Source organism: Pelagibius sp. (assembly GCF_028289705.1).
Lineage (GTDB): Bacteria > Pseudomonadota > Alphaproteobacteria > Kiloniellales > Kiloniellaceae > Pelagibius.
Map to the genome: position 1 here is coordinate 1 of NZ_JANQOI010000184.1, position 26,404 is coordinate 26,404.

The window sequence follows — 26,404 nt, forward strand, 5'->3', positions numbered from 1 at the left end:
TCGGTGATCACCATTCCGGCGACCGAACAGGTGGCCTACCTGCGCGACGTCCTGAGCGTCTCGCGGGCCTACCAGGACCCGCCCCAGGCCCTCGCCTACTACAACGGCCAGCCGGCCATCGTGCTCGCGGTCTCGATGCAGAAAAAGGGCGTGAACGTGCTCGACTTCGGGCCGCGCGTGAAAGCCAAGGTGGCCGAGATCGAAGCGGAGCTGCCCATCGGTTATGCCCTCGACTTCGCGACCTACCAGGCCGACTACGTGGCCGAGTCCGTGGACGGCGTCACCCTCAACGTCTACGAGACCCTGGGTATCGTGCTGGCCATGGTCATGCTGTTCCTGGGCTGGCGCACCGGCCTCATCGTCGGCTCCATCGTGCCGCTGACCATGCTAGTCTCGCTGGTCTTCATGAGCGTGCTGGGCATCGAGCTGGAGCGGGTCAGCCTGGCCACCATGATCATCGCCCTCGGCCTGCTGGTCGACAACGGTATCGTCATCGCCGAGGACATCGGCCGGCGCATGGCCGCGGGCGCGAGCCGGCAGGAGGCCGCCCTCGGGACCGGCCGCCAGCTCAGCCTGCCGCTGCTGACCTCCTCCCTGACGACGATCCTCGCCTTCCTGCCGCTGATGCTGGCGAGCGACAGCTCCGGCGAATACATGCGCTCCATGTCGCTGGTGATCATGATCGCGCTGATGAGCTCCTGGCTGCTGGCCATGTGCTTCACGCCGCTGCTCTGCGTCTGGTTCATGGGTGAGCCGAAGACGACGCCGGCCCAGGTCAAGGCGGCCTACGACGGCCGGGTCTATCAAATCTACAAAGCGGTTCTGCGGTGGCTGCTGCGCGCGCGCATTCCCTTCGTGATCGCCGTCGCCGCGGGACTGGTCGGCGGCTTCACGCTGCTGGCGCAGGTGCCCCAGCAGTTCTTCCCGGAATCCTCGCGCAACCAGTTCTACATCTACCTCGACCTGCCCAACGGCGCGACCACCAAGGCCACGGCCGAGACGGTGCAAAAGGTGGTCGCCTGGCTGGGCGACGAGGAGGTGAACCCGGAGGTGGTGTCCAACGTCGCCTATGTCGGTTACGGCGGCCCGCGCTTTTTCGTGCCCCTGGCGCCGCGCGACGAGGACCCCCACGTCGCCTTCATCCTGGTCACCGCCAGCGATGTGGAAGCCGTGGACCCCCTAATCGAGCGGTCCCGCCTCTATCTCGCGGAGAACCACCCCGAGGCCTATGGCCGGCTGAAGAAGTTCTTCCTCGGCAATTCCGAAACCGGACTCCTGGAGGTGCGGCTGCGCGGTCGCGACCTCGAGACCGTGGCCGCTTACGGCAAGGAGGTCGAGGCAGCCCTGCGGGCGGTTCCCGGGGCCCTGGACATCCACAACAACTGGGAGAACCGCACCACCAAGGTGCTGGTGGAGATCGACCAGGTGCGCGCGCGCCGGGCCGGCGTCACCTCCGAGGAGATCGCCCAGAGCCTCAACACCTTCTTCACCGGCGAGGCGGTCACCGCCTACCGCGAGGGCGACCAGATCATCCCCATCGTCCTGCGGGCCAACGACGCGGAGCGCACCAATATGGACCGCCTGCGCTCCATTGAGGTCTATTCCGCCAGCGGCGGGCACAGCGTCCTGCTGTCGGAGGTGGCCGACTTCGTGCCGGTCAACCAATACAGCCGCATCGAGCGCTATAACCTCAAGCGCACCGTCACGGTGCAGGCCAAGCACTCCTGGCTGCAGGCGGTGGAGCTGCTGGCCGCTGTCGAGCCGGCGCTGCAGCGGATCGAGGCGAGGCTTCCGGCCGGCTACAGCATCGAGGTGGGCGGCGAACCGGAGGACGCGGCCAAGGGCGAGCAGGCGCTCTTCGAGTTCGTGCCGCACTGTCTGGCGCTGATCGTGCTGATCCTGGTCTGGCAGTTCAATTCCTTCACCAAGCCGGTGATCATCTTCATCACCATTCCGCTGTCCTTCGTCGGGGCCGCCGTCGGCCTGCTGGCGACGGGTGCTTTCATGGGCTTCATGGCCATGCTCGGCTTCCTCAGCCTGGCAGGGATCATCATCAACAACGCCATCGTGCTGTTGGATCAGATCAAGGTGGAGATCGAACAGGGGGCGACGCCCTACGACGCCGTGATCAACGCCTCGGTCAGCCGCCTGCAGCCGGTGATGATGACCACCCTGACCACGATCCTCGGCCTCTTGCCGCTGATGCTGCCGCCGGACCCGCTGTTCTTCGCCATGGCCGTGGTCATCGCCGCCGGGCTGTCGGTGGGCACGATCCTCACACTCGCGACGGTGCCGGTGCTCTACACCCTGTTCAACGGCGTGAAGATCCCCAGCAAGACGCCGGCCGCGAAGCCGACACCAGCAGCGGCGTGACCACCCCGCGGCCTGTCAACCAGGGCCGCCCTGTCTACTGCGTCGCAGTCGGCGGTTCCAAGGTGACCAGCATCACGCGGTTGGTGCCGCTCTGGTGGATCAGCAGGTTGCCGTCGCGGGTCGGGCGCATGTGCCGGATAATCCCGGCATAGACGCCGCCGGAGGGAATGGCCCAGCTCTGGAACCGCTCGCTTGCCGGGTCGAAGCGCACCAGCGTGTCCGGGCGCTTGCCCGACTCGTTGTACCAGACGATGCCGTCGACAATGGCCAGGGCGTAGGGGTGAGAGGCCGGCCCGCTGGGCGAGGGCCATTCCCGGATCGCGCCGCTCACCGGGTCGAGCCGCCCGAGCCGCCCCTGCGACGAGTTGACGTACCAGATCATGCCGTCTTCGGCGATATCCAGGCGCCGCACCGTGGTCGCGGGAATCGGCAGGTCGACCACCGTCAGGGCCATGGTGGCCGGATCGACCTTCACCAGGCAGTTGCTGCCGTTACATGCGAACCAGGGATTTCCCTCGGCGTCGATCTTGATGCCGTAAGGCCGCGCGCCGGGGCGCGTCATGGTCACCAGCCTGACCGCGCCGCTCACCGGGTCGAGCCGTCCGATCATGTTGCTGTGCTGCAGGGTGAACCACAGGATCCCCTCGGCATCGAAGATCGCCGAGTGCGGGTCCCGCGCGGCGGGATCCGGCATCTTGTAGACGGTGATCTCGGCGGTCGCCGGGTCGAGCTTGCCCATGGTGCCGTTCTTGTTTCCGGTGAACCAGACGTTGCCGGCCCGGTCGAGGGTGACGGTGTGCGGCATCGAGCGCTCGGGCAGAGCATACTCCTGCATGGCGCCGGTGGCGGGATCGATGCGGCCGATCAGGTTGCCCCACTGGCCGGCCCACCAGACGGTGCCGTCGGCCGCTTCGATGGGGTCGCGCGGCCGCTGGCCCAGGGTCGGGACCACCCATTCCTTGAAGGCGACCCGCGCCTCGCCGGGCACCAGCCTCGGCGTCCGCCGGTCGTTGGGCGGGAACTGCGCCGCCAGATAGGTGAGAATCTGATCCTGTTCCGCAGGGCTGGCGGAGAGATCGACCATTGTGTCCGCCAGTTCCCGCCAGTCCGCGTGACTGTAACCTGAGCTGCGGGTGATGCGGTTGACCGGATGGCAGCTCGTGCAGACCGCCTCGACGAGATCCTTGCCGGCGGCCTCAGGCAGGCCGGCGGCGTGACTCCCGGGCGATGCGAGCAGAGCGCAGAACGTTGCGGCGATGACGAGAGGACGGCTGGACATGACCACCTCCAATGCGCCTTGGTTGTGGTAGCGGTCTCCAGCCTCCCGCCGGCTGTGGCGGGGAGTCAAGTGAAAGCTTGATGATCGGCCCGGTGCGCGGATGCCGGAAATCCCGGACAAGGGCACGGCCAACGGATAAACTGTTCGCCTTTTTGCTCAGCGAGGGAGGACAGGCGGGTGGCCGTACCTTTTTGGATTGCTCTGGCCTGCGTCGGCGTCGGCGGGATCGCCCTGGCCCTGCAGGCCCCGATCAACGCCGCGCTCGGCGACCGGGTGGGCGACGGCGTGCTCGCCGCCACCATCTCCTTCGGCATCGGCTTCGTTCTGCTGCTGGGCCTGACCAGCACCCGCGGCCCGCTGCCCTCCCTCGGCGTTCTGAAGGCCGTGCCCTGGTGGTGTTGGATCGGCGGGGCCCTGGGCGCCTACTTCGTCTGGGCGATGCTGTGGAGCGTGCCCAAGCTGGGCGTGGTCACCACCTTCGCCGCGGTGATCCTGGGCCAGCTCACGGCGGCCTTGATCCTGGACGCCGTCGGCGCCTTCGGACTTCCGGTCCAGGAGATCACCCTGCCGCGGGTCGGCGCGGTCGCGCTGGTCTGCGCCGGGCTGATCCTCTCCCGCCTCTGAGCGAAAGCCTTCTAACTGGTTGCCGAACAGGCAGCCTTGCGGAGCACGCCACCCTTCGAGACGGGCCTGTCGGCCCTCCTCAGGGTGAGGCAAGGCAATGGATTGATTGGCCTCATGCTGAGGAACCGGCGAAGTCGGTGGCTCGAAGCACGAGGCCAATCACAAAACTGGCTCTTCCAACAGCCTGCTAAAGGGACTTCATTGCGGCCGCGATGCAGTCCAGCGTGCGATCGATGTCGTCGGCGTTGTTGTAGGCGTGGAGCGCGAATCGGAGCTGGCCGCGCCGGATGGTGTGGGCCACCTTGGCCTCGCGCAGATAGGCCGAAAGCGGCGCAATCATAGGATCGCTGGAGAAGCCATGCCCGCCGGCATCCAGCGCACCGAAGGTCACCACGTGTGACTGGCTGGGCCCCTTGCTGGGAACCGCCGGCGTGAGGCCATGCGCCGCGCCGCCCTCGGTCAGCGCGCCCGCCAGCGGCAGCACCCGCTCCTCGATGGCCGCGATGCCGAGGTCCAGCAGGAGGTCGAGGGCCGCATCGGCAGCATAGGCCCCGGCCAGGTTGTAACTGCCGACCTCGAAGCGGCGGCTGTCCGGCTGCAGTTCGTAGTCGTGTCCGCCCATGGTCGAGTGGTCGTCGGTGAGCATCTTGACCGCCGGGCGGGAGAGGTAGGCCGGCTCCAGCCGCTCGATCCACTTCGGTGAAACGTAGAGGAAACCGAAACCGTAGAGCCCCAGAAGCCCCTTGGAGGTGGAGGTTGCCAGGCCGTCGATGGGCTCGGCGGAAAGGTCGTGGGCCAGGATGCCGGCGGACTGCACCCCGTCGACCAGCAGGAAGACGTCGCGCGCGCGGCAGGCCTCGCCCAGCCGCGCAATGTCGCTGCGGTGGCCCGGGGCGAAGGTGACCGAGGCACAGCTCACGATCCGGGTGCGCGCATCGATCGCCGCGATCATCGCATCGATGTCGAGGGAGCCGTCGGGCCGCGGCGCGACCATCCGCGCCTCGTTACCCCGCCGCCCCAGCCTCAGCCAGGGATAGAGGTTGTTGGGATGTTCCGCATCGGCGCTGACCACGACGTTGTCGCCCTCGGCCATGGGCATGGCCCAGGCCACGGTGTTGATCCCGTCGGAGACGTTGCGGACGGCGGCGATGGTCGCCGGCGCGACGTTCATCAGCCGGGCGAACTTCGCCCGCGCGCCCGTCACCATCTGTTCGTGGCCGTCGCGGTCCGCGGTTGCCATGGCGAGGCGGTCGAGAAAAAGCTCGACGCCGCGCCGCACCGCGTCGTGCAGGATCATCTTTTCGCAAATCGACAGATAGGTCTGCTCGCGCAAGGCCGGGAATCCCGCACGGAAGGTCTCGAAGGGGTCCGCTTCAGGCTGCTGGAGGATGGCTTCGCTGGTCATGGCTGTGCGTCGGTTCCCTGGCTCTGTCGTGGTCGCATCTTGTGGCATGCGCGCGCGGATCAGTGAAGGATCTGGCTGAGAAACAGTTTCGTCCGCTCGTTGCGCGCGTCGGCGAAGAACTGCTCCGGCGGTGCCGCCTCGACGATCTCCCCCTCGTCCATGAAGACAACCAGATCCGCCACCTTACGGGCAAAGCCCATCTCGTGGGTGACACAGATCATGGTCATGCCCTCCTGCGCCAGCTCGACCATCACCTCCAGCACCTCGCTGATCATTTCGGGATCGAGGGCGGAGGTCGGCTCGTCGAACAGCATCACCTTGGGCCGCAGCATCAGCGCCCGGGCAATGGCCACCCGCTGCTGCTGGCCGCCGGAAAGCTGGCCGGGGTACTTCCAGGCCTGATCGGGGATCTTGACCCGTTCCAGAAGCTCCATGGCACCGGCCTCGGCGGCCTCCTGCGGGGTTCCCTGCACCAGGATCGGCCCGAGGGTCAGGTTGTCCATTACCGTGAGATGGGGAAAGAGATTGAAGCTCTGAAAGACCATGCCGACCTGGCGGCGGATCGCCTCGATCCGGCGCACGTCCGGCACCAGTTCCACGCCGTCGACGAAGATCTCGCCTTCCTGATGTTCTTCCAGGCGGTTGATGCAGCGGATCAGGGTCGACTTGCCCGAGCCCGAAGGCCCGCAGATCACAACCTTTTCGCCCCGGCCCACGGTGAGGGTCACATCGCGCAGCACGTGGAAGTCGCTGTACCACTTGTTGACGTCGCGCAGCTCGACGATGGGCGCGCCGGCCCCGGAGGCGCCGTCTTCGATCAGGCTCATAGGTTCCGTCCCTTGCTCAGATCCCGCTCCACCCGCTCGCTGTACTTCGACATGGCGTAGCAGAAGACGAAGTAGAGCACGAAGATGAAGACATAGGCCTCCAACGCGTAGAGCACCCAGAGCGGGTCCTCCAGCGCCGTTGCGGTGGCGCCGAGTACGTCGAAGAGGCCGATGATGGATACGAAGGTGGTGTTCTTGAAGGCGCGGATGATGTCGTTCATCAGCGCCGGCAGCACGATCCGCAGGGCCTGGGGCAGGACGATGCGGCCGGTCTTCTGCCAATAGCCGAGCCCGATGGCATCGGCGGCCTCGTACTGGCCGCGCGGAATGGCCTGCAGCCCGCCGCGCACGATCTCCGCCGCATAGGCGGCGAAGAACAGGATCATGCCGATCTGCGCGCGCAGAAACTTGTCGATGGTCAGCCCTTCCGGCATGAACAGCGGGAACATCAGCGATGCCATGAACAGCACGGTGATCAGGGGCACGCCCCGCACGATCTCGATGAAGCCGATGCAGATCGCCTTGATCGCCGGCAGCGAGGAGCGGCGGCCCAGCGCCAGCATGATCGCCAGCGGCATCCCGCCGACCACGGTGCCGACGAACATCAGGAGTGTGAGCGGCAGGCCGCCCCACTGATGGGTGCCCGTCGGCGTGAGGCCGAAGAGACCGCCCAGAAGCAGCAGCAAGACGATGCCGGTCGCCCCCAGCCAGGCGACGAAGAGCCAATAGGACCAGAAGCGTTTGAAGACCGAAACGATGGCCATGGCGATCACCACGGCGATCACCGCGACGGCACGCCAGTGCTCGTCGTAGGGAAAGGTGCCGAAGAGCATCACCCGGTGTTTTTCCGCCACCACCGCCCAGCAGGCGCCGGCCGCCGCCCGGCAGGCCGCCGGATCGTCGGTCTGCCAGACGGCATCGACGAAAGCCCAGGCGACGAAGTCCGGGATGGTGACGAAGAGCGCCCAGAGGGCAAGCAGCGTCAGGGCACTGTTGTAGACGGAACTGAAAAGGTTCTTGCGCAGCCACAGCAGCACCCCGGCTTCCCGGGCCGGCGGGTCCCGCCGCGGTGCGGAGCGCGGAACGGCGAAGGAAATGGAGCCTGTAGTGCTCATCTCTTCATCGCTCCTTGATCTGAACGGCTCTGTTGTAGAGGTTCATGACCACCGCGATGGAAAAGGAGATCGAGAGATAGATCGCCATCATCATCGCGATGGCCTCTGTGGTATGGCCGCTCAAGGTGACGATGGTGTTGTTGACGTTGAACAGCTCCGGATAGCCGATGGCGACCCCGAGAGAGCTGTTCTTCACCAGGCTGACGTACTGCGCCGCCGTCGGCGGCACGATGACGCGCAGCGCCTGGGGCAGGATGACCTTGCGGTAGGTGTCGGACGGCCGCAGGCAGATGCTGCGCGAGGCCTCGATCTGCCCCTTGCCCACCGACTGGATGCCGGAGCGCACGATCTCCGCGATGAAGGCGGCGATGTAGAGCGACAGACCCAGCAACAGCGCCAGGAACTCCGGCGAGACGGCCAGGCCGCCGGTGAAGTTGAAGCCCTTCAGGTAGGGGATGGAGACCGCCGTCGGCGCGCCGCCGAGGGACCACACCAGAAGCGGCGCGGCCAGGATCAGGCCGAGGTTCCACCAGACCACCCGCACCCGGCGCCCGGTGCGGCGGCGCAAGCGGTCCGCCCAGCGCAGCAGGAGGACCGCCGCCCCGCAGGCGCAGACCAAGGCCAGCGCGGTCCAGAGATAGACCGGATCGGCTTCCGGCCAGGGCAGAATGAGCCCGCGGTTGGTGAGGAACACCGCATCGAAAAGACTGAACGCCTGCTTGGGCGCGGGAAGCTGGGTGATGAGGGTGTACCAGAAGATGATCTGCACGAGCTGCGGGGTGTTGCGGAAGATCTCCACATAGGCCGCGGAGAGCTTCGCCACCAGAACGTTGCTGGAGAGGCGGGCGATGCCGAGGACGACGCCGATCAGGGTCGCGAAGAGGATGCTGAAGACCGAGACCTTGAGGGTGTTCAGGACGGCGACGCCGTAGGCGCGCAGGAAGGAGTTCTCCGAGTTGAAGGCAATCAGCGACTCGCCGATGTCGAAGCCGGCTTCCTCCCCCAGGAAGCCGAAGCCTGTGGCGATGCCGCGCCGCTCCATGGCGTCCTGGGCGTTGCCCACCATGTAGACGGCCATGCCGATGACCGCGGCGACCACCGCGATCTGATAGGCCCAGGAGCGAACGGCGAGGCTATGCCAAAGCCCGCTCAGGCTTAGAGGGGGCCGCTTGGCCGGCGCCTGCCGCCGCGGGGCATGGGAGATCTGCTCGATCATCGTCCGGCCCTGTCAAAAGGCTGCCGGTTTCGAGGCGCCCGTCAGGCACCTCGAAACTGGGCGGCGACAGAAGCGGCTACTTGAACGGCGGAGCGTAGAGCAGGCCGCCCTGGGTCCAGAGGCTGTTGATGCCGCGGGCCAGTTTCAGCGGCGAGCCGTCGCCAACGTTGCGCTCGAAGACCTCACCGTAGTTGCCGACCTGCTTGACGATGCGGTAGGCCCAGTCGTTGTCGAGGCCGAGGGTCTCCCCGAGATTGCCCTTGCCGCCCAGCAGGCGAACGGTTTCGGCATCCGTCGAGCCCTTCATGTCGTCGGCGTTCGCCGAGGTCACGCCCAGTTCCTCGGCGCTCATCATGGCATAGACCGACCAGGCGACGATGTCGCGCCACTGGGCGTCGCCCTGGCGCACCACCGGCCCCATGGGGTCCTTGCCGTAGACGCCCGGCAGGATGATGTAGTCGTCCGGGTTCGGCGCCACCGTGGCCCGGGCCGAGCTGAGGCCCGAGGTCGACTGCACATGCACGTCGCAGCGCCCGCCGAAGAAGGCGGTGTTCAGCTCCTTCTTGCTCTCGATCACCACCGGGGTGTAGCTCAGGCCGTTGGCCTTGAAGACGTCGGCAGCGACCTTTTCCGAGGTCGAGCCGGGCAGCACGCAGACCGTGGCCCCGTCCAGGTCCTTGACGCTCTCCGCGCCGGTGTTCCTGTTCACCATGAAACCCTGGCCGTCGTAGAAGGTCGGCGCGACGAAATCGATGCCGAGCTTGGCGTCGCGGCTGAGGGTCCAGGTCACGTTTCGGGTCAGCACGTCGATCTCGCCGGTCTGCAGGGCGGTAAAGCGGGTCTGGCTGGTCGTCTTTACGAACTGCACCTTGCTGCCGTCGCCCAGCACGGCGGCGGCAATGGCCTTGCAGGTATCGACGTCCATCCCGGACCATTCGCCGCGGCTGTCCAAGGCGGAGAAGCCCGCCCGGTTGCCGTTGACACCGCAGATGACGGCGCCGCGCTCGACAACGGCATCCAGGGTCGGCCCCGCGTTCGCCGCGCCCGGCAGGGTCGCCGCGAGGGCAAGAGCGATTGTGCTTACAGTGACTACCCGTTTCATGACTTTGCTCCCTGTTTTTCTTTCATGTGATTGATTTCAAGATCGCATGTACCGGGGTCGGCCAAGTGCCGCCCGCTAGTGCGTCGTAACGATCGTTTCCGGGCCGGGGCGGCTGATGCCCTGGAAGAGTCGGGTGCGCACCTCCAGCCCTTTGTGCAGGTGATCGCAGATCAGCCGCTGCGCCTCCTCGCCGTTGCGTGCCTCGATGGCCTCGAGAATCTCCAGGTGCTCGGCGGCGGACTTGAAGACCCGCTGCGGGTCGTGATGCCGCGGCATGCCGAGCGCGATGCGGAACCGCAGGCGGATCGGCCGGTAGATCTCAAGCAGGTTGCGGTTGCCGGCGCAGCGGAAGACTTCCAGGTGAAAGTCCGCGCCCTGGTCGTAGACCTCCGCCACCTCGCAGGTCTCCGGCGTCTCGATGGCGGCGCGAAAGCGCGGCCCGAAATCCAGCAGTGCCTGCGTCGGCCCGCGCTCGGCCGCCAGAAAGGCCGCCAGCCCCTCGATGGCGTAGCGGACCTGATAGATCTCCTGCACGTCCCGCAGCGAGAGCTGGCGCACGAAGGTACCGCGGGTGGGATGCGCCTCCAGCACCCCCTCGCGCACCAGATCCTTGATCGCCTCGCGCACCGGCGTGCGCCCGATGCGCAGGGAGTCCGCCAGCCGGCGTTCGGCCAGCGGCTCCTCCGGCGAGATCTTTCCGCGAAGGATCAGATCCAGCAGACGGGCGTAGGCCCTGTCCTTTTCCGAACTCTTCGTCTTTGGCATGACAGTGGTATACCATCACAACACCACCGGCATGTCAACATGGGCACCGCGCGGTCTCCAGGCGCCGGCCCAGGGGCCGGGCCGCCTGCGCGCAGTCTTCAGTGTCTGAGGGAGTGAGGGGGCCCCGCCGCTCAGGCGCTGCGCTTGGGACGCAGCACGTGGACGTGGGAGGGATCGTAGAGGCGGCTGTCGCTGAAGTCGGTCTCGTCGAGGACCCGGCCCACCAGGATCAGCGCCGTGCGGGTGATCTTCGCGGCGCGCACCTTCCCGCGGATGTCCGCCAGGGTGCCGCGGAGGATCTGCTGGTCCGGCCAGGAGGCGCGGTAGACCACGGCCACCGGACAGTCGGCGCCGTAGAAAGGCGTCAGCTCCGCTTCGATGTGCTTCAGGTTGCGCACCGAGAGGTGGATGGCCAGGGTGGCGCCGGAGCGGGCCAGGGTCGCCAGATCCTCGCCCTCCGGCATGGCCGAGGCCTTCATGGCCGTGCGGGTGAGGATCAGGGTCTGGCTGATCTCCGGCAGGGTAAGCTCGCACTCCAGGGCGGCGGCAGCGGCAGCATAGGCCGGCACGCCGGGCACGATCTCGAAGGGAATTCCCAGCGCGCGCAGGCGGCGGATCTGCTCGGCGATGGCGCCGTAGAGGGAGGGGTCGCCGGAATGCACCCGCGCCACGTCCTGTCCGTCGCGATGCGCCGCCTCGATCTCTTCGAGAATGGCATCGAGGGTCATGGGCGCGGTGTCCAGCACCTTTGCGCCCTCTTGGGCGAAGCCCACCACCTCCGCCGGTACCAGTGAGCCGGCGTAGAGCACCACGGGGCAGCGGGCGATGAGGTCGCGCCCGCGGAGGGTGATGAGGTCCGGCGCACCGGGGCCGGCGCCGATGAAGTAGACGGTCATGCCGCGTCCTCCGAGCCCTTCTTGGCTTTGGCCGCATAGCCGCGGGGGGTATAGATCCAAGTACCGCCGTCGCCGCGCGCCACCCGCCGCGTCTCGCTGGAGCCCACCAGCACCACCGTCAGCATGTCCACCATCTCCGGGGTCAGGTCCGACAGGTCCACCGTGGTCAGGCTCTCGCCGTCGCGGCCCAGATTGCGCGCCAGGATCACCGGCGTGTCGTCGGGGCGGTGGCGCCTCAGGATCTCGGCCGCCGCCGCAAGCTGCCGGGTACGGCGCCTGGAGACCGGATTGTAGAAGGCGACCACGAAGTCGCCCTCCGCCGCCGCCCGCACCCGCCGTTCGATGACCTCCCAGGGCGTCAGCAGATCGGAGAGGGAGATGGTGCAGAAGTCGTGACCGAGAGGCGCGCCGGCGCGGGCGGCGGCCGCCTGCAGCGCCGAAAGGCCCGGCATGACGGAGACGGCGATGCGCCGCCAGGCCGGGTCCGTTTCCCGCTCCAGCAGTTCGAAGACCAGCGCCGCCATGGCGTAGATGCCCGGATCGCCGGAGCAGACCAGGGCGACGTCGCGGCCCTCGGCGGCGAGTTCCAGGGCGACCCGCACGCGGGCCTCCTCCTCGCCCAATTCATAGGCGTGGCGGGCCTTGCCGGCGGCGAGCGGGCCCAGCAGGTCGAGGTAGAGACCGTAGCCCACGAGGTCGCCGGCCCGCAGCACGGCGGCCTCCACCTCGGGCGTCCGCCAGACCGGATCGCCGGGGCCGGTGCCGACCACGGCGAGGCTGCCGCGACCGCGGCCCAAACTGTCCGCGTCGATGATCTCCGGCGCCAGGGCGACGGCGCAGGTGGCGCGCCGCGACTTGGTCTTGGCGACCAGGAGCTTGCCCTCCGGCCCGGCGGCGGCCAGGGCCGCGCCCTCGGCCACGCCGTGACAACCGACCTCGCGGAACACCAGCGCCGACGGATTGGCAAGGCGCGGCGTCTGCGCCTCCAGCGCCGCCGCGGTGAAGAAGCGCGCGGGCACGCCGAGACCCTCGGCCAGATCCAGCACCGCGGCCTCGTCGGCTTTCACGTCGATGGAGAAGACCCCGGCGACGGCCTGGGGCGACAGCCCCGCGCTGTCCAGGGTGGATCGCACAAGCTCGGCCAGTTCCGCCGGCGCCGTGCCGCGCTCGCAGCCGACGCCGAGGGCCAGCACCGCCGGATGATAAACCAGTTGAACTTCGCCCGGATTTCCCGCTTTTTCAGTCACTTGGATGGCCAGGCTGCCGCTCTCAGTGAACGGCAGGCCGCTCTCCGAAAGCCACCGCGCTTCACCCTCCATCTTAACGTCCGCACCGGAGAGAAGAGCGGCGGCGAAACCTTTGTAATGTTGAGAATTTCCCAGACGCCAGCCCGGCGGCGGCGCGTCCAGCGCCACGGCGAAGCGGCGGTCGCCGGCGGTGGTGACGGCGGCTTCGATGCCCAGCGCCACCGCGATCCGCCGAGCCAGGGCATTGGCGCCGCGATGGCCGCCCAGGAGAGGCACGACGGCGCCGCCGTCCTCCGCCACCGCCACCACCGGCGGCTCGCCATGCTTGTCGGCAATGAGCGGTGCCAGGGCGCGGATCAGGGTGCCGGCGGCGGCGATGCCGACGATGGGCCGTCCTTGCAGGAAGGCGGCCCGGACCTCGGCACCGAAGTCTTCGAAGACGACATCCGCATGTTCGACCCGGCCCTCGCGCCCATAGATCAGCGCCGTCGGCAGGACGGCCTTCAGGCGCGCCGCCAAAGCGCCACCGCCGGAGGTCAGCACGATCAGGGCCGGCGCCAGGTCCGTCATGCCCAGGCCTCCCCCCGGCTGTGCACCAGGATCATGGAGAAGTAGGGCGCATTCGCCTCGTCCAGGCTGTCCAGAGGAAGAATGCGCTGGCTGCCCATGGTGGCCCGTTCGACGTAGCGGGCGCGGTCCAGCAGCTCCAACTCGGTGAGCACCTTGCGCACCTTCTGCAGGTGGCGTCCCACCTTGATCACCGCCGCCGCCTCCACGCCGCGCAGCCGCGCCGCCAGGTCGGCTTCGTCCAGGGGTGCGGGCACCACGGTCAGCACGTCGTTGCGGGCCGCCAGAGGCGCGCCGAGAACAGCGGCGCAGGCAGTGAGGGAGGAGACTCCCGGCACCACCTCCACCGGAAAGCGCTCCGCCATGCGGCCGAAGAGATACATGAAGGAGCCGTAGAAGAAGGGATCGCCCTCGCAGAGCACCGCCACGTCGCGGCCCGCTTCCAGGTGGCCGCCGATCTCCTCCGCCGCCCAGTCGTAGACCTCCTGCGCCGGAAAGCGCGCGGCGACCATGGGCATGCGCAGCACGATCTCCGTCTGGCCGCCGGGCAGGTGCTCGGCGACGATGGCGCGGGCCAGGCTCTCCCCCTCTTCCGGCGCCGGATAGGCCAGCACCGGCGCCGCCTGCAGAAGGCGCAGAGCCTTCACCGTGATCAGCTCGGGATCGCCGGGCCCGGTGCCGAGGCCGTAGAGAGTGCCGCTCATGGCTTGGTCGCCGCGTACTGGGTGACCGGCATCAACGGCCGCCAGCCCTGGAAGGGCCCGACGGGCTCGGCCCGGGACACGGCAAGGCGGGTGAGCGATCCGCCCTTGGCCTTCTGCCAGGCCAGGAGCGCCTGCTCGCCCTCCAGGGTCACGGCGTTGGCCACCAGGCGGCCGCCGGGCTTCAGGGCCTGCCAGCAAGCTTCGATCAATCCCGGCTCGGAGGCACCGCCGCCGACGAAGACCGCGTCGGGAGCCTCCAGTCCTTCGAGGGCGTCCGGCGCCGTGCCGGCGACGATCTTCAGCAGCGGCGCACCCAGGGCCTCGGCATTCTCGGCGATCATGGCGCGGCGCTCGGCCTTGCGCTCGATGGCGACGGCGCGGGCCCTCGGCACCGCGCGCATCCATTCCACGGCGATGGAGCCACAGCCGGCCCCGACGTCCCAGAGCAATTGCCCGGCGACGGGCGCCAGGGCCGCCAGGGTGACGGCCCGCGCCTCCCGCTTGGTCATCTGGCCGTCGTGGCGAAAGGCCGTATCGGGCAGGCCCGGCACCCGCGGCAGCAGGGCCGCCTCCGGCCCGGCGGCACAGTCGACGGCGAGTGTATTGAGATCGGCGATATCGTTGGCCTGCCAGTCGGCGGCCTTTCCGTCCAGGCGCCGCTCCTCCGGCCCGTCGAGATGTTCGAGCACGGTCATCGCGCTGTCGCCGTAGCCACGGTCGCGCAGCAGCGCCGCCACCGCCGCCGGGGTCGCCGCGCCGTCGCTCAGGATCAGGAGCTTGGCCCTCGGCTGCACGAAGGGCTGCAGCAGCGCGAGGGGACGTCCGTGCAGGGTCAGGGTCTCCACCTCCGCCAGCGGCCAACCGAGCCGGGCAGCGGCCAGCGCGAAGGCCGAGCGCCCAGGCAGGATCGCCATCTCCGACCGCGGGATGCGCTTCAGCAGCGAAACGCCAACGCCGTACCAGAGGGGATCGCCGGTGGCGAGCACACAGACCCGCTGGCCGCGCCGCCCGGCAATCTCCTCGACCAGCGCCGTCAGCGGGCTCGGCCAGGCCAGCCGCTCGCGGCCGTCGTCGGGCACCATGGCGAGATGGCGTTCCCCGCCGATCAGCACCTCGGCATCGTCCACAAGGGTGCGGGCGGGCGCGGTCAGGCCGGCGAGCCCGTCCTCGCCGATGCCGACGAGGGAAAGCCAGGGTGTGTGCGTTTCCAGCACGGGCCCCGCTCCCTAGAGCCCGGCCCGCGCCAGGGCGTTGACGGCGGCGGCGGCCATGGCACTGCCGCCGCGACGGCCGCGCAGCGTCAGATAGGGCACGCCCAGGTCGGCGCCGACCAGCGCCTCCTTGGACTCGGCGGCGCCGACGAAACCGACGGGAAAGGCGAGGATCGCCGCCGGGCGCGGCGCACCGTCGCGCAGCAGTTCCAGCAGGCGGAACAGCGCCGTGGGCGCATTGCCGATGGCCACAACAGACCCTTCGAGGTCGTCGCGCCAGAGGTCGACGGCGGCGGCGGAGCGGGTGGTCTTCCCGTCTCGCGCCAGATCCGGCGTGCGCGGGTCGTTCAAGGTGCAGAGCACGGGATTGTCCGCCGGCAGGCGCGCCCGGGTCACACCGTCGGCGACCATGGCGCAGTCCGCCAGGACCGGCGCACCGGCCTCCAAGGCGCGGCGGCCCTTGCCCACCAGGTCGCCGCCGAAGGCGAGATCGCCGGCGATCTCTGGCATGCCGCAGGCGTGCACCACCCGCAGCGCGATGTCGGCGATGTCCTCGGGGAAGCGGCTGAGATCGGTTTCCGCGCGCACGATGGCGAAGGAGCGCCGGGTGATCTCCCGCGGATCGCGGAGGTAGTCGTCGAGCGCCGTGGTCACGCCACGCTCCTCGTTGCCCCCGGGCTTGTTCCGAGGGTCCATCGCTCAGCCGTTCCGGTCCTGGCCCCAACCATGGATGCTCGGGACAAGCCCGAGCATGACGGTTGGACGGCTTGTGGCGTGCTGCGAAACACGATGTTCGAGATCACGCGCAGGTACCGCCACTCTTTTTCCGTCACCCTCGGACTTGTTCCGAGGGTCCATCGCTCAGCCGTTCCGGTCCTGGCCGCGGCCATGGATGCTCGGGTCAAGCCCGAGCATGACAAGGTTGGCGATCTTCGCACGGCGGACGGCGTGTCACCCCCACCCCATCCCTCCCCCATCAAGGGGGAGGGGGTGCCATTGAGATCTGCAACACCCTTCCCTCCCCCCTTGCGGGGGAGGGTTAGGGAGGGGGGTGTGCCGCAGGCAGTCACGCCGACTTCTTGTTCATGCTGACCGGCCCCAGGGGGTGGTCGGCGTGGGGATAGGGATGGTGATGGTGGTCATGGCCATGATCATGCCCGTGGCCGTGGTCATGACTATGGTCGTGGTCGTGACCATGATGGTGGTGATGATGGTCGTGATCGTGCCCATGATCGTGTGCGGGGCCGGTGCCGATGCCTTCGACGTGGTGGTGGTGGCTTTCCTGGGGCAGGCCGACCTCCGCCTCGAAGCCCAGAACCTGCTCGCGATACTTGCAGAGCTTGCAGTTCATCAGATTCTCGCCGTCGAGGATCTCCTGCACCCTCTCGGCGAAGGCGTCGAGCACCGCCGGATGGTCGTTGAGGTAAGAGGCCTTGACGAACTCGATCTCCGGATGGCGCGCCGCCACCTGATCGGTGTAGTCGTAGATGCGCTTCACCAGGATGCCGGTGAAAAGGAAGTAGGGGAACACCACGATACGCCGGTAGCCCAAGCGGGCGGCATGCTCCAGCCCCGGCTCCACCAGCGGGAAGGTGACCCCGGAATAGCAGGTCTCCCCCCAGCCGAAGCCGTGCCCCTCCCAGAGCATGCGCATGACCTTGGCGACGTTGGAGTTGGCGTCGGGGTCGGAGGCGCCGCGGCCCACCACCATGAGCAGAGTCTCGTGGCGCGGCACGTCATCGCCGGCGGCCTGCAGCGCCGCCTCCACGCGGTCGCCGGCGGCGCGCAGCAGCTTCGGGTCGATGGCCAGTTCGCGGCCGTAGTCGATGCTCATCTCCGGGTGCTGGGTCTGATAGGTGTTGAGCACCGAGGGGATGTCGTTCTTGGCGTGGCCGGCGGCAAAGAGCATGCCGGGCACCGCGAGGCAGCGGGTGACGCCCTGGGCGCGCAGCTTGTCCAGGCCGTCGCGGATGATGGGCGTGGCGAACTCCAGGAAACCGCTTTCCACGGGGTACTGGGGCAGGCGTTCGCGGATGCCCCGGGCCACCGCCTCGAACTGCCGCACCGCGCCCTCGTCGCGGCTGCCGTGGCCGCAGACCATCACGCCGATCTTGCTCATCCGTCTCTCCTAAAACGCCCGTTGCGCCGCCTGTCTTCTTGGCCGGACTTTACGGGGCCCGCCGGGGGCGGGGCAAAGGGAATTGTTCGACGCCGCGGCGCCGGGCGATCTCCAGAATCCCTTCGAGATCCAGGTGCGCTTCCAGGTGCGCCGCCAGGGCGTCCAGAGTCGCCTCCACCATCGCTTCATAGGCGAGGCCGGAATGGTCCCGTTCGCTCAGTGCGGCGAGAAAGGCCTGGCGAAAGGCATCGTCGGCGAAGATCCCATGCAGATAGCAGCCGGCCACCTTGCCGTCCGCCGAAACGGCGCCTTCCGGGCGCCCGGCGAGATCGAGGAAAGGCCGGGCGGTCCCCTCCCCCGTCGTCACCCCCACATGCATCTCGTAGCCGTGCACAGGCGTACCGCTTTCCAGATGCCTGCCGTCGACAGCCTCCAGGGTCTTCTCGCCGGTGAGACGGGTTTCCACCTCCAGGAGCCCCAGCCCCTCCGCCACCGCGCCTTTCGGTCCCTCGATGCCGTCGGGGTCCGCGAGGCGCCGGCCAAGCATCTGATAGCCAGCGCAGAGCCCCAGGACCCGGCCGCCGCGGCGCAGGTGCGCGGCGAGATCCAGGTCCCAGCCCTGCGCGCGGAAGAAGGCAAGATCGGCGAGGGTGGCCTTGGAGCCGGGCAGGATCACCAGATCGGCATCCCCCGGCAGCGCCCGGCCCGGCGCCACGAAGTCGACGGCCACGTCGGGCTCGGCGATCAGCGGGTCGAAGTCGTCGAAGTTGGCGATGCGCGCCAGCCGCGGCACGGCGATTTTGATCGCCCGCCCCGAGACCGCTTCGGTGTTGTCCAGGGCCACCGCGTCTTCCGCCGGGAGATTGCGGGCCTCGGCGAAAAACGGCACCACGCCCAGAGCGGGCCAGCCGGTGTGGCCGGAGATGATGCCCAGCCCCTCGTCGAAGAGGCTCACATCGCCACGGAACTTGTTGATGACGTAGCCGGCCACACGCCGCGCATCTACGGCCTCCATGACGGCATGGCTGCCCACCAGGGAGGCGATGACGCCGCCGCGGTCGATGTCGGCGACCAGCAGCACCGGAACCTCGGCGGCCTCGGCGAATCCCATGTTGGCGATGTCGCCGGCCCGCAGGTTGACCTCCGCCGGGCTGCCGGCCCCTTCCACGATCACCAGATCGGCGGCCGCCTCCAGGCGCGCGAAACTCTCCAGCACCCTGGGCAGCAGTTCGCCCTTCATGGCCTGATAGGCGCGGGCCTTGGCGTTGCCCCGGACCTTCCCCTGCACCACGACCTGGGCACCGACTTCGCTTTGCGGCTTCAAGAGCACCGGGTTCATGTCGGTGGCGGGCGCCAGGCCGCAGGCCCGCGCCTGCAGCGCCTGGGCCCGGCCGATCTCGCCGCCGTCGGCCGTGACCGCCGCGTTGTTGGACATGTTCTGCGGCTTGAAGGGTCGCACTGCCAGCCCGCGCCGGGTGAAGGCGCGGCAGAGCCCGGCCACCAGCAGGGACTTGCCGACGTCGGAGCCGGTGCCCTGCAGCATGATGGCCGGCGTCACGCTCAAAACTCGACCCCGACCTGGGCTTTCACGCCCTGCTCCCGGAAGGGGTGCTTCACCTGGGTCATCTCGGTGACGAGATCGGCGGCCTCGATGAGCTCCGGCTTGGCGTTGCGGCCGGTGACGATGACGTGCAGCATCTCCGGCCGGTTGCCGAGCACCGCCAGCACTTCGTCCAGCGGCAGATAGTCGTAGCGCAGCACGATGTTCAGTTCGTCCAGCAGGATCATGTCGTAGGGCCGATCCGGACCCCGGCAGGCCTCGATCATCTCCTTGGACTTTTCCCAGGCGGCCTTGGCGGCGGCGATGTCGCGGGCGCGGTCCTGGGTATCCCAGGTGAAGCCTTCGCCCATGGCGCGGATGGTCACCTGATCGCCGAACTTCTCCAGGGCGTGGCGCTCCCCGGTTTCCCACTTGCCTTTCACGTACTGCACGATGCCGACGCGCATGCCGTTGCCCAGGGCGCGGAACACCAGGCCGAAGGCCGCCGTCGACTTGCCCTTGCCCTTGCCGGTGTGGACGATCAGGAGGCCCTTTTCCTTGGTCTTGTCGGCCAGCATCCTTTCGCGCGCGGCCTTACGCTTGCGCGCCTTTTCGTTGGCCCGCGCGTTGATTTCGTCTTCGGTGGGTTCGGACATTACTCGGCGACCTCCAGGCCTCTCAGGCTCGTCAGTTCGGCGGCGGCGGAGTTGGAGCGGGCGCGCCAGAGGCCGCGCTCCTGGGCCTCGGCCAGTCTGTCGGCCATCTCGGCCAGGGCCGCCGGGTTGTTGTCTTCCAGGAAGGATCGCACAGCCGGGTCTTCCAGGTAAGCCTCGTAGACGGCATCGAAGTGATGATCGGCGACGGCCCCGGTGGTCGCCGCGAAGGCGAAGAGATAGTCCACCGTCGCCGCCATCTCGAAGGCGCCCTTGTAGCCGTGGCGCATGACGCCGGCGATCCACTTGGGATTGACCGCCCGGGCGCGGACCACGCGGGCGATCTCCTCCTCCAGGGTACGGATCTTCGGGCTTTCCGGGCGCGAGTGGTCGTTGTGGTAGACCCGCGGCCGGGCGCCGGAGAGGTGTTCCACCGCCGCCGTCAGGCCGCCCTCGAACTGGTAGTAGTCGTCGGAGTCCAGCAGGTCGTGCTCGCGGTTGTCCTGGTTGTGCACCACGGCCTCCACCTTGCCGAGGCGGTCTTCGAAGAGGCCCTGCTCCGCCGCGCCGCCGGCCCCGGCGCCGTAGGCATAGCCGCCCCAGGCGAGATAGGCCTTGGCGAGGTCCGCCGCCTCGCGCCAGCCGCGCTCGTCAATGAGCGCCTGCAGCCCCGCCCCGTAAGCACCGGGCTTGGACCCGAAAACCCGGAAGCCGGCGCGGCGCGCGGCGTCCTGTTCCGAGGTGCCGGTGGCCATCAGCCGCGCCTTGTCTTCCGCCACCTGGGCGGCCAGGGGGTTCTGCTCCGGCGGTTCGTCGAGGGCGGCCACCGCCCGGGCCGCGGAGTCGACCAGATCGATCTGCGCCGGGAAGGCGTCACGGAAAAAGCCGGAGACGCGGAGCGTCACGTCGATGCGCGGCCGGTCGAGCACGGAGAGCGGCAGGATCTCGAAGCCGGTGATGCGGCGCGAGGCGGTCTCCCAGGTCGGCTTCACCCCCATCAGCGCCAGGGCCTGGGCGATGTCGTCGCCGCCGGTGCGCATGTTGGCCGTCCCCCAGGCCGAGAGCGCCAGGCGGCGCGGCCAGGCCCCCTCCTCCTGCCGATGGCGTAGCAGCAGCCGCTCGGCCGAGGCCCAGCCGAGCTGCCAGGCTGCAGGCGTCGGCACCGTGCGGGTGTCGACGGAATAGAAGTTGCGGCCCGTGGGCAGCACGTCCAGGCGGCCGCGGGTCGGCGCGCCGGAGGGACCGGGCTCGACGAAGCGTCCGTCGAGGCCGGTGAGCAGGCCAGCGATCTCCGCAGGGCCGGAGGCGGCAACGGCGGGGCGCACGCGCGTCTCGATCTCGTCCAGAACCGCCCTCGTGCGCGACCAATCCGTCTCGGGTTGGCGTGCGCCCGCCACCAGCGCCTCCGCCAGTTCCTCCAGGCGCTCCACCGTGTCGCCCCGACTGCGCCAGCCTTCCGGTGTGCCGAGGGCCGCCGGACGCGGCCCCTCCCAAGCCTCCCCAAGCACGCAGTCCAGAGGATCGAAACCGTCGAGGCCGAGGTCGGCGGCCAGCGCGCGGATCAGGGAGGCCTCGCCCCCCTCCCCGCGCCCGCGCGGCAGGCGAGTCAGCGCCACCAGCAGGTCGGTTTCCTGGCGGTCGCCGGGGGCCTCGCCGAAGACATGCAGGCCGTCGCGGATCTGCATTTCCTTCAGTTCGCAGAGATGGTTGTCCAGCTTGCCCAGGGCCGTGTCCGGATCGTCCTCCGCGGCAATGCCGCAGTCCTTGTCCAGCCCGGCGCGCGCCGAAAGCTCCAGAATCTCCTCGCGCAGAACCTTGAGGCGCCGCGGGTCGAGCCCGGCGGCGTCGTAGTACTCGTCCACCAGGCGCTCCAGCTCGGCCAGCGGGCCGTAGGTCTCGGCGCGGGTGAGCGGCGGCGTCAGGTGGTCGACGATCACCGCCTGGGCGCGGCGCTTGGCCTGGGTCCCCTCCCCCGGATCGTTGACGATGAAGGGGTAGAGATGCGGCAGCGGGCCGAAAACGGCCTCGGGAAAGCAGGCTTCGGAAAGCGCCAGGGCCTTGCCGGGCAGCCACTCCATGTTGCCGTGCTTGCCCATGTGGACGACCGCCTGCACGCCCACCACTTCCCGCAGCCAGGCATAGAAGGCGAGATAGCCGTGGGGCGGCACCAGGTCGGGGTCGTGGTAGCTGGCGACGGGATCGATGTTATAGCCGCGGGCCGGCTGCAGCCCGACCACGATTTTGCCCAGGCGGAAGGCCGCCAGGCGGAAGCTCTCTCCCTCGACGAAGGGGTCGGCCTCCGGCGCACCCCAGCGCTCGACCACCGCGTCTCGAACCGCCTGCGGCAGGCTCGCGAAGAAGCGCTTGTAGGCGGTCAGCAGATAGGCCTCGCCGCCGGGGCGCCGCGCCCGCTCCGTCAGATCGTTGGTCGGCCCGGCGGCGAGGCGTTCGATCAGCGCCTGCCCGTCGGCGGGCAGCGCGCCGGTGTGGTAGCCGGCGGCCTGCAGCGCCTTCAGGACGTTGAAGGTCCCCGCCGGCGTGTCCAGCCCCACGCCGTTGCCGAGCCGGCCGTCCTTGTTGGGATAGTTGGCGAGAATCAGCGCGACCGAGCGCTTGCCCGCCGGCAGACGGCGCAGGCGCAGCCAGTTGCGCGCCAGTTGCGCCACGAAGTCGATGCGGTCGGCCTGCGGCTCGTAGGCGACGACAGAGGTCTGGGTCGCTTCGTCGAAGCGGGCCTCCCCCTTGAAGGAGACGGCACGGGTGAGCAGCCGCCCGTCCACCTCCGGCAGGGCGACGTTCATGGCGATGTCGCGGGCCGACAGGCCGGTGGTGCCCTCCGCCCAAGCATTTGCGTTGCCGCCGGAGAAGACCACCTGCAGGACCGGCCCGTCGCAGGCGTCGAAGGGCGTCTCGGCGCGCGACGCCCCGGGCGCGGTCAGCGCGAAGCCGGTGGCGTTCAGCACGATCTCCGCCTTGGCCTCGCTGAGCAGGCTGCGCACCACCTCGGCGCACTGCGGATCCTTCAGGCTGCTGCAGAACAGCGGCAGCGGATTGATTCCGCGCGCCCGCAGGGCGGCGATCAGCGCATCGACCGGCGCCAGGTTGCCGGCCTGCAGCAGCGCCCGGTAGAAGACCAGGGCGGCCACCGGCGCGGCGGTCTTCCAGGTCTGCCGCAGGTCCGCCAGGCTCGGCTGGTCTGTACCGGGCCAGTAGAGGCCGGCGCGCAGCAGGGGGCGCGGCTCCCGCCAGCCGCTCTCCCACCCCAGCAGACTCGCGGCATAGGCCAGGAAGTTGCGGGCGTTCTCCGGCCCGCCCTCGATGCAGTAACGCCAGAGACGGAAGGCCGCCTCCTCTTCCAGGGTCGAGTAGGCCGCAAGACCGGGGTCCGGCTGCTCATCGCCGGGCAGCATGGCGAGCCTGATTCCCTCGGCACGGCATGCCGCATGGATCTGCTCGACACCGTAGGGCCAGTAACTCTCCCCGCCCAGGAGCCGCACCACCACCAGCTTCGCCCCGGCGATGACCTGCTCGACATAGAGGTCGACCGAGAGGTTGTGGCCGAGCTGCATGAGGTTGGCGAGACGCAGGCTCGGCTGTCCTTCGCCCAGCGCCACTTGGGCCGCGGCCAGGGCCGCCAGCTCCGTATCCGCGGCGGAGAGAAAGACGATGTCGCCCGGCGTCTGGCCGAGATCGACGGCTTCCGATCCGTCGGCGATGGCTCCGGGCGTTGCCTGGAGGAGGTGCATGGGCCTAGCCGGTCTTTAGCCGGCGAGGGCGGCCCGGATCGCAGCCTCGTCCAGGCCGGTCTCGCCGATGATGACGAGGCGGGTGGCGCGGGTCTCGTCCGGGCGCCAGTCGCGGTCGTAGTAGTGCTGCAGGCGCCCGCCGACCCCCTGGATCACCAGGCGCATGGCCTTGCCGGTGACGGCGGCGAAGCCCTTCACGCGCAAGATGCCATGCTCGGCGATGACGGGCAAAAGGCGCTCCAGGAGCGCTTCCGGCGCAGCGGTCTCGGCCAGTTCGACCGAGAAGGTGGTGAAATCGTCGTGGTCGTGCTCGCCGGCCAGGTCGATGTGGGAGGGGCGGGAGTCCAGATCGTCCTCCGCCGCCGCCGCAAGGCCCAGCAGCACCGAGACGTCGATGGCGCCATGGCTGGCGCGCACGGCCTTGACCGCCGGGCGCAGATGGCGGGCGACCTGTGACTCGACCTCACCCAGACGCGCGTCGTCCAGCAGGTCGGTCTTGTTGATCACCACCATGTCGGCGCAGGCAAGCTGCTCCTCGAAGAGTTCCTCCAGCGGCGTCTCATGATCCAGGGACTCGTCGGCCGCGCGCTGGGCGGCCACCGCCTCGGGATCGCCGGCGAAAAGCCCCTCGGCCACCGCCGGACCGTCGATCACGGTGATCACCCCATCGACTGTGGTCCGGGTGCGTACCTCCGGCCAGGCAAAGGCCTTCACCAGCGGCTTGGGCAAGGCCAGGCCCGAAGTCTCGATGACGATGTGGTCGGGCGGATCGGCGCGGTCCAGCAGCGCCTGGATGGTGGGCAGGAAGTCGTCGGCCACGGTGCAGCAGATGCAGCCGTTGGCCAACTCCACCACATCGTCCTCGCCGCAGTCCTCGATGCCACAGCCCTTCAGGATCTCGCCGTCGACGCCGAGGTCGCCGAACTCGTTGATCACCAAGGCGATGCGCCGGCCCCTGGCGTTTTCCAGCAGATGGCGGATGGCGCTGGTCTTGCCGGCGCCCAGAAAGCCGGTGATGACGGTGGCGGGAATCTTGCTCCGGTTTTCCATAAACCCTCTGAATTCCTTGCAGGAATGGGCCCTCGAGGGACCCGGCCGGGACCATTAGGGACCAGAGCGCCAGACCGGGCTGTCCCGGCTGCGACGCCTATCGGCGCAGAAGCGGGACTGCCCGGCGGTTTCCGCGTCTAGCTCGCTTCCAGGGCCTTGACGATGTGCTCGCACATCTTCTTGGCGTCGTCGAACAGCATCATGGTGTTGTCGCGGAAGAACAGCTCGTTCTGGACGCCGGCGTAGCCGCTGGCCATGGAGCGCTTGACGAAGAGCACCGTCCCGGAGTTTTCCACGTCGAGGATCGGCATGCCGTAAATCGGCGAGGCCGGGTCAGTCTTCGCGGCCGGGTTGGTGATGTCATTGGCGCCGATGACGAAGGCCACGTCGGTGCCGTTGAAATCCCGGTTGATCTCGTCCATCTCGAAGACTTCGTCGTAGGGCACGTTGGCCTCGGCCAGCAGCACGTTCATATGCCCGGGCATGCGTCCGGCCACCGGATGGATGGCGTAGCGCACGTCGACACCTTCCTTCTTCAGGAAGTCCGCCATCTCGCGCAGGGCATGCTGGGCCTGGGCGACGGCCATGCCGTAGCCTGGCACGATGATGACCTTGCCGGCGTTCTTCATCAGGAAGGCGGCATCGTCCGCCGAGCCGGACTTGACGGTGCGGTCCTCGTCGCCGCCCGCCGCCGGGCCCGCCGTCTCGCCGCCGAAGCCGCCGAGAATGACGTTGATGATGGAGCGGTTCATCCCCTTGCACATGATGTAGCTGAGGATGGCGCCCGAGGAGCCGACCAGCGCGCCGGTGATGATCAGCAGGTTGTTCTGCAGGGTGAAGCCGATGCCGCAGGCCGCCCAGCCGGAATAGGAGTTCAGCATGGAGACCACGACCGGCATGTCGGCGCCGCCGATGGGCAGGATGAGCAGGAAGCCGAGCACCAGGGCGATCAACACGATCAGCCAGAACACCAGGCCCGACTGGCCGAGGCAAAGCGCCACGATCAGCACCACCAGCAGGATGCCGAGGGCGGCATTCAGCGGGTGCTGCAGTGGGAAAACCAACGGCTTGCCGCTGACCAGACCCTGCAGCTTGGCGAAGGCGACCACGGAGCCGGTGAAGGTGATGGCGCCGATGGCCACGCCGAGCGACATCTCGATCAGGCTGGCAATGCTGATGTCGCCCGGCACGCCGATGCCGTAGGCCTGCGGCTTGTAGAAGGCCGCGGCGGCGACGAAAACCGCCGCCAAGCCGACCAGGGAGTGAAAGGCGGCGACGAGCTGCGGCAGCGCCGTCATCTGAATGCGCAGGGCGATGACGGTGCCGATGGCGCCGCCGATCAGCATGCCGACGATGATGAGCGCGTAGCTCACCACCCCCGGCATCGCCAGGGTGGTGATGATGGCGATGGTCATGCCGACCATGCCGTAGAGGTTGCCGGTGCGGCTGGTCGTCGGATGTGACAGCCCGCGCAGGGCCATGACGAAGCAGACCGATGCGACGAGATAGAGCAGCGCGGCGAGATCAGCGTTCATGGTTGTCCGGCCCCCTTATTTCTTCTTCTTGAACATGGACAGCATGCGCTGGGTCACGATGAAGCCGCCGAAGATGTTGACCGATGCCAGGACGACGGCGAGGAAGCCCATGACCTCGCTGAAGCCGAAGTCCGCCGGTCCCGCGGCGATCAGGGCGCCGACGATAATCACCGAGGAAATGGCGTTGGTCACCGCCATGAGGGGGGAATGCAGTGCCGGCGTGACGCGCCAGACCACGTGATAGCCGACAAAAACGGCGAGCACGAAGACCGTAAGGCCGATCACCAGGGAAGAGGTGCCGCCGGTCGCCGCGCTTTCGGCCGAAAGCCGGCCGGCCTCCACCGCGAGGGAGGCGACTTCGTTGGCCAGTTCGCGGGCCTCGTTGGCGATCTCCGCCGCCCTCTCCGAGAAGGTCTCGTTTGCCATGACC

The 26,404-nt window shown here is 68.7% G+C and carries 21 protein-coding genes; 2 read left to right on the forward strand and 19 right to left on the reverse strand.

Going from position 1 to position 26,404, the window contains the following annotated elements; translation table 11 throughout:
* Positions 1-2,373, forward strand: a 2,373-nt coding sequence (locus Q0996_RS23570) for an efflux RND transporter permease subunit (RefSeq protein ID WP_299625971.1), incomplete at its 5' end; no start/stop codon positions are given.
* A 34-nt stretch (positions 2,374-2,407) separates the two neighbouring features.
* Here the strand turns inward: Q0996_RS23570 and Q0996_RS23575 are convergent.
* Positions 2,408-3,652 (reverse strand): hypothetical protein, encoded by a 1,245-nt coding sequence (locus Q0996_RS23575; protein WP_299625976.1) that lies wholly within the window; start codon positions 3,650-3,652, stop codon positions 2,408-2,410.
* 177 nt (positions 3,653-3,829) lie between these two features.
* On the opposite strand from Q0996_RS23575, the gene Q0996_RS23580 reads away from it, so the two are divergent.
* Entirely contained in the window at positions 3,830-4,276 is a 447-nt protein-coding gene (locus Q0996_RS23580; protein ID WP_299625979.1) for a DMT family transporter, read from the forward strand.
* 187 nt (positions 4,277-4,463) lie between these two features.
* Here the strand turns inward: Q0996_RS23580 and Q0996_RS23585 are convergent, their stop codons facing one another.
* The 18 genes from Q0996_RS23585 to Q0996_RS23670 all read right to left on the reverse strand — a co-directional run bounded on the left by Q0996_RS23585 (position 4,464) and on the right by Q0996_RS23670 (position 26,400).
* Positions 4,464-5,681: an aminotransferase class V-fold PLP-dependent enzyme gene (locus tag Q0996_RS23585; protein WP_299625982.1), complete on the reverse strand. Its 1,218-nt coding sequence runs from the start codon at positions 5,679-5,681 to the stop codon at positions 4,464-4,466.
* A gap of 59 nt (positions 5,682-5,740) precedes the next feature.
* Positions 5,741-6,508 (reverse strand): amino acid ABC transporter ATP-binding protein, encoded by a 768-nt coding sequence (locus tag Q0996_RS23590; protein WP_299625985.1) that lies wholly within the window; start codon positions 6,506-6,508, stop codon positions 5,741-5,743.
* A complete protein-coding gene (locus Q0996_RS23595) occupies positions 6,505-7,623 on the reverse strand; it encodes an amino acid ABC transporter permease (RefSeq protein ID WP_299625988.1) in 1,119 nt (372 codons plus the stop codon). Before Q0996_RS23595 ends, Q0996_RS23590 begins: the two co-directional genes overlap by 4 nt.
* A gap of 4 nt (positions 7,624-7,627) precedes the next feature.
* Entirely contained in the window at positions 7,628-8,839 is a 1,212-nt protein-coding gene (locus tag Q0996_RS23600) for an amino acid ABC transporter permease (RefSeq protein ID WP_299625991.1), read from the reverse strand.
* Between the two features lie 76 nt (positions 8,840-8,915).
* Positions 8,916-9,941: an amino acid ABC transporter substrate-binding protein gene (locus Q0996_RS23605; RefSeq protein ID WP_299625994.1), complete on the reverse strand. Its 1,026-nt coding sequence runs from the start codon at positions 9,939-9,941 to the stop codon at positions 8,916-8,918.
* Between the two features lie 75 nt (positions 9,942-10,016).
* Complete coding sequence (locus Q0996_RS23610; protein WP_299625997.1) at positions 10,017-10,706, reverse strand: GntR family transcriptional regulator; 690 nt, start codon at positions 10,704-10,706, stop codon at positions 10,017-10,019.
* A gap of 131 nt (positions 10,707-10,837) precedes the next feature.
* Positions 10,838-11,602, reverse strand: coding sequence for a precorrin-4 C(11)-methyltransferase (cobM, locus tag Q0996_RS23615; protein ID WP_299625999.1), 765 nt, complete (start codon positions 11,600-11,602; stop codon positions 10,838-10,840).
* Complete coding sequence (gene cobJ, locus Q0996_RS23620) at positions 11,599-13,419, reverse strand: precorrin-3B C(17)-methyltransferase (protein WP_299626002.1); 1,821 nt, start codon at positions 13,417-13,419, stop codon at positions 11,599-11,601. The genes cobM and cobJ overlap by 4 nt, the downstream gene beginning before the upstream one ends.
* Complete coding sequence (locus Q0996_RS23625) at positions 13,416-14,120, reverse strand: precorrin-2 C(20)-methyltransferase (protein WP_299626005.1); 705 nt, start codon at positions 14,118-14,120, stop codon at positions 13,416-13,418. Before Q0996_RS23625 ends, cobJ begins: the two co-directional genes overlap by 4 nt.
* Positions 14,117-15,334: a precorrin-6y C5,15-methyltransferase (decarboxylating) subunit CbiE gene (gene cbiE / locus Q0996_RS23630; RefSeq protein ID WP_322096794.1), complete on the reverse strand. Its 1,218-nt coding sequence runs from the start codon at positions 15,332-15,334 to the stop codon at positions 14,117-14,119. Before cbiE ends, Q0996_RS23625 begins: the two co-directional genes overlap by 4 nt.
* A 12-nt stretch (positions 15,335-15,346) precedes the next feature.
* Positions 15,347-16,027 (reverse strand): precorrin-8X methylmutase, encoded by a 681-nt coding sequence (locus Q0996_RS23635; RefSeq protein WP_299626008.1) that lies wholly within the window; start codon positions 16,025-16,027, stop codon positions 15,347-15,349.
* Positions 16,028-16,397: 370 nt separating this feature from the next.
* Complete coding sequence (locus Q0996_RS23640; RefSeq protein ID WP_299626011.1) at positions 16,398-17,450, reverse strand: sirohydrochlorin chelatase; 1,053 nt, start codon at positions 17,448-17,450, stop codon at positions 16,398-16,400.
* 49 nt (positions 17,451-17,499) lie between these two features.
* A complete protein-coding gene (locus Q0996_RS23645; RefSeq protein WP_322096797.1) occupies positions 17,500-18,993 on the reverse strand; it encodes a cobyric acid synthase in 1,494 nt (497 codons plus the stop codon).
* Positions 18,994-19,010: 17 nt separating this feature from the next.
* Entirely contained in the window at positions 19,011-19,646 is a 636-nt protein-coding gene (gene cobO, locus Q0996_RS23650; protein ID WP_299626017.1) for a cob(I)yrinic acid a,c-diamide adenosyltransferase, read from the reverse strand.
* Positions 19,646-23,389: a cobaltochelatase subunit CobN gene (cobN, locus tag Q0996_RS23655; RefSeq protein ID WP_299626020.1), complete on the reverse strand. Its 3,744-nt coding sequence runs from the start codon at positions 23,387-23,389 to the stop codon at positions 19,646-19,648. Before cobN ends, cobO begins: the two co-directional genes overlap by 1 nt.
* Before the next feature lie 15 nt (positions 23,390-23,404).
* Positions 23,405-24,439, reverse strand: coding sequence for a cobalamin biosynthesis protein CobW (cobW, locus tag Q0996_RS23660; protein WP_299626022.1), 1,035 nt, complete (start codon positions 24,437-24,439; stop codon positions 23,405-23,407).
* A gap of 137 nt (positions 24,440-24,576) precedes the next feature.
* Positions 24,577-25,974 (reverse strand): NAD(P)(+) transhydrogenase (Re/Si-specific) subunit beta, encoded by a 1,398-nt coding sequence (locus tag Q0996_RS23665; RefSeq protein ID WP_299626024.1) that lies wholly within the window; start codon positions 25,972-25,974, stop codon positions 24,577-24,579.
* 15 nt (positions 25,975-25,989) lie between these two features.
* The gene (locus Q0996_RS23670) at positions 25,990-26,400 is read right to left on the reverse strand and encodes an NAD(P) transhydrogenase subunit alpha (protein WP_299626026.1); all 411 of its coding nucleotides are present in this window, start codon (positions 26,398-26,400) and stop codon (positions 25,990-25,992) included.
* Positions 26,401-26,404 lie beyond the last annotated feature (4 nt).